The following is a 3,277-nucleotide window of genomic DNA, read 5'->3' on the forward strand; positions in this document are numbered from 1 at the left end:
GGGGGCGGGGGGGGGGGGGGGGGGCGGGGCCCCGGGCCGCCCCGGGGTGGGGCGCGGCCCCGCCGGCTCCCCCCGGGGCGCCCCCACGGCTGTACGTTTCCGATCGGCACGAACTCAGCCCGCCTGGTCGGAAGCGGCCAGCTGCTTCACCGCCTCGTCGACGCTGATCGAGCCGCTGAGCAGCTGCTGGGAGACCCGTCCCATCAGGTCCAGGGTCTTCGAGGAGAGCGCCACGTGCAGGGCGGGCTTACCGCCCTTGAGCTGGCCCACGATCGTGGCGGCGGCCGGGCCGGCCTGCGAGACGTCGATGGTGGTGTCCGAGGCGATCGCCCCGGCTTCGGCGTAGAACGCCTGGAGCGCCTCGGTGGAGGTCAGCGAACGCACCAGGTCGGCGGCGAGTTTGGGGTCGCTGGTCCACTTCGCCACCGCGTACCCGATGCCACCGTCGTAGGCGAGGCTCGGGGTGGTGCCCGCGGTGACGACCGGAGCGCTCATCACGCCGAGCTTGTCGGGCGTGAGGAACTCGTTGAAGTCCTTCCAGTGCCCCACGTCCGACATCAGCCCGATGACGTGCGCGGCCTTGGCGGACTGGAAGAGCGCGAAGGCGTCGTTGAACATCGCGGTCGAGTTGGCCCCGTCGTTGTTCAGACCGGCGTCACCGGCGTCCTTCCAGAGCTGGAAGACCCGCTTCACGTTGGGCGAGTTCCAGTCGCGCTTGCCGGCGATCCAGTCGTCGTACTCCTGGGCGGTGAGTACGCCGGAGCCCAGCGCCGACAGCCAGAACTGGATTCCGGCGCCCTCCTTGTTACCCAGGGCGAAGCACTTGGCACCGACCTTGCCGATGGCGGCGCAGTCGGCGAGGAACTTGTCCCAGGTGGTTGCCGGGCTCGCCGGGTCGAGACCGGCCTTGGCGTAGAGGTCCTTGTTGTAGTAGATCGGGTGGCCCTGCAACGTCACCGGCCCGGCGTAGGTCTTGCCGTCCTTGGTGAAGGCGTCCCACCCGGCGAGGCGCTGCTTGTCCTCGGCGACGTAGTCGTCGAGCGGCACCAGCGCGTCGACCCGGTCGCGGATCTGACCGCCGCCGTTGAACAGCATCACGTCCGGGCCCTTGCCGGACTGGATGGCCGCGCCGAGCAACGTGTAGTACTGGTCGAACGGCTGCGCGACGAACTCGACCGTCACGTCCGGGTGCTTCGCGGAGAAGTCGGCCTTCGCCTTCTCGATATACGCTTTGGCCGACGGTTCACCGGACTTCCAGTCCCAGACCACCAGCTTGTCGGTCGAGCCGCCGGAAGAGGAACCCGTGTCACTGGCACTTCCACAGCCTGCCGTCGCCAGTCCCACAACGAGGACGGCTGACCACAATGCTCGTTGTTTCATCGTTGTTCACCTCTGGGGGGGAGTGGCTGACGGCCTGCCGCAGCCAACGTGATCAAGAACATAACTCGTATGACGTGTGACGTCAACAATCGGTCGTACACTGACCCAGGACGTCGCAGCATGACGAGCCAATCGGAGGGGACATGACGCCATCGCAGGAGACGGCCCTGGAGAAACTGGCCGCCCCGGTCTGGCCCCGACGCCCCGCCAACCTCGCCACCGCCGTCACCGCCGAGCTGGTGGAGCGGATCGTCCGTGGGGTGCATCCGTCCGGCACGGCGTTGCCTCCCGAGCCGGTGCTGTGCGAGACCTTCTCCGTCAGCCGGACCGTGGTCCGGGAAGCGGTGAAGATCCTTCAGGAGAAGGGGCTGGTGCAGGTCCGTCAGGGCGCGGGCACCATGGTCACCCCACCGTCGATGTGGGACATGCTCGACGAGCTCGTCCTCGGTGCCACCATCGCCCAGGACGACAGCCTCGCCATCCTCGACGACCTCGTGGTCACCCGACGCCTGCTGGAATCCGACATGGCCAACGTCGCCGCCCGGGTCGCCGACCAGGAGACCCTCGACCGGCTGCGCGCGCTGGTGGACCGGATGGACGAGTTGGTCGACGACCACGTCACCTACCACGAGCACGACCGGGCCTTCCACGACACGGTCATGCAGGCCTCCGGCAACCGCATCGCCCGGGGCGTCGTACGCTCGCTGGAGAGTCAGGTGGTGAACACGGCCCGCTACATGGGCCGCACCGAGCGCGCGCTGTGCGTGGCGTCCAACCGTGGGCACCGCCGCATCTACGAGCGGATCGCCGCCCACGATCCGGAGGGCGCGGCCACGGCGATGTTCACCCACATCACCGAGGCGTGGCTGGTCCGGCGTGGCGGCTCGGAGAAGCCGACCCGCCTGCAACGCTGACCTTCGCACACGACGTCCGGCGGGCCCGGCCCCCCGGCACATGATGCCGCCGGGGAGGCCGTGACCCGCCGTCGCAGGCGACCCGGTCAGGAGAACTGGGCGAAGAAGCGCCAGATCTCGCCCTTGGTCCAGGTGGTAATGCCGCTCTCGCCGTACGTGCCGTCGACCGGGCCTGGCATGTGCCCGTTGTCGAAGGCCGCCCACTGCACCGGGTAACCGGCGCGGCAACCGGAGTAGGCCGTGGTGATGTGCGTACGGCTGCCCGCACCCGGCTCCGGCGGGTTCTGGGCGTTGCACCCGTTGTTGCGGACGAACGTGTCGCGCAGTCCTCGACCCTGGGCGATGTTGAGGACGTTGTCCGAGATGCCGTGCAACCCGAAGTACGCGATCGGCTGGGTGCCGCCGCTGCAACCGCTGATCTGCGCCCCGGCGATGACGGCGACGGCCCGGAAGACCGTGGCCCGCGCACACGCGAGGGCGTAGCTCATGCCACCACCCCAGCTGAAGCCGAGGGCGAAGCGCTGGGCCGGGTTGACGCACAGGTCGCTCTCGATCCGACGGATCATGTCGTCGACGAAGGTGACGTCCTCACCACCGGAATTGGCCCAACCGTTGCCGATCCCCTGGGGTGCGACCAGGATGGCGCTGTTGTTCGACTGCTCCTGCTGACCGTAGTAGGACCAGGCGCTCCCGCTGGTGCCGCCGGAGGAGATCTCCTGCATGGTGCCGCCGCGCCAGTGGAACGCGAAGATCAGCCGGTAGGGATTGTTGTTGTTGTAGTTGGCCGGCAACCGCAGGATGAACTGACGGCTCTTGCCGTTGCTCTGGATGGTGTGCGTGCCGTTGTACAGCGTCGGGGCCTTGCCGCACCCGGAGCCACCGCTCGGCGGCGGGTCGCCGCCGCCACCGTCGACCCGGACGAGCTGCCACTGCTGGTTGGCACCGTTCCAGTCGGCGTACTGCACGATGTTCGCGCCGTCATT

Annotated in this window: 2 protein-coding genes and 1 pseudogene; 1 reads left to right on the top strand and 2 read right to left on the bottom strand. The window is 68.7% G+C overall.

Annotated elements, in window-relative coordinates; translation table 11 throughout:
* Positions 1 to 114: 114 nt before the first annotated feature.
* On the bottom strand, positions 115 to 1,269 hold the full coding sequence (locus tag ACLQ2S_RS21625) for an ABC transporter substrate-binding protein (RefSeq protein ID WP_309223811.1): 1,155 nt from the start codon (positions 1,267 to 1,269) through the stop codon (positions 115 to 117).
* Between the two features lie 254 nt (positions 1,270 to 1,523).
* Between ACLQ2S_RS21625 and ACLQ2S_RS21630 the strand changes: the two genes are divergently transcribed.
* A complete protein-coding gene (locus ACLQ2S_RS21630) occupies positions 1,524 to 2,294 on the top strand; it encodes a FadR/GntR family transcriptional regulator (RefSeq protein ID WP_155221656.1) in 771 nt (256 codons plus the stop codon).
* An 86-nt stretch (positions 2,295 to 2,380) separates the two neighbouring features.
* Here the strand turns inward: ACLQ2S_RS21630 and ACLQ2S_RS21635 are convergent.
* Positions 2,381 to 3,277, bottom strand: a pseudogene (locus ACLQ2S_RS21635) (RICIN domain-containing protein); the annotation flags it as partial.

Source organism: Micromonospora sp. DT48, assembly GCF_049844495.1.
Lineage (GTDB): Bacteria > Actinomycetota > Actinomycetes > Mycobacteriales > Micromonosporaceae > Micromonospora.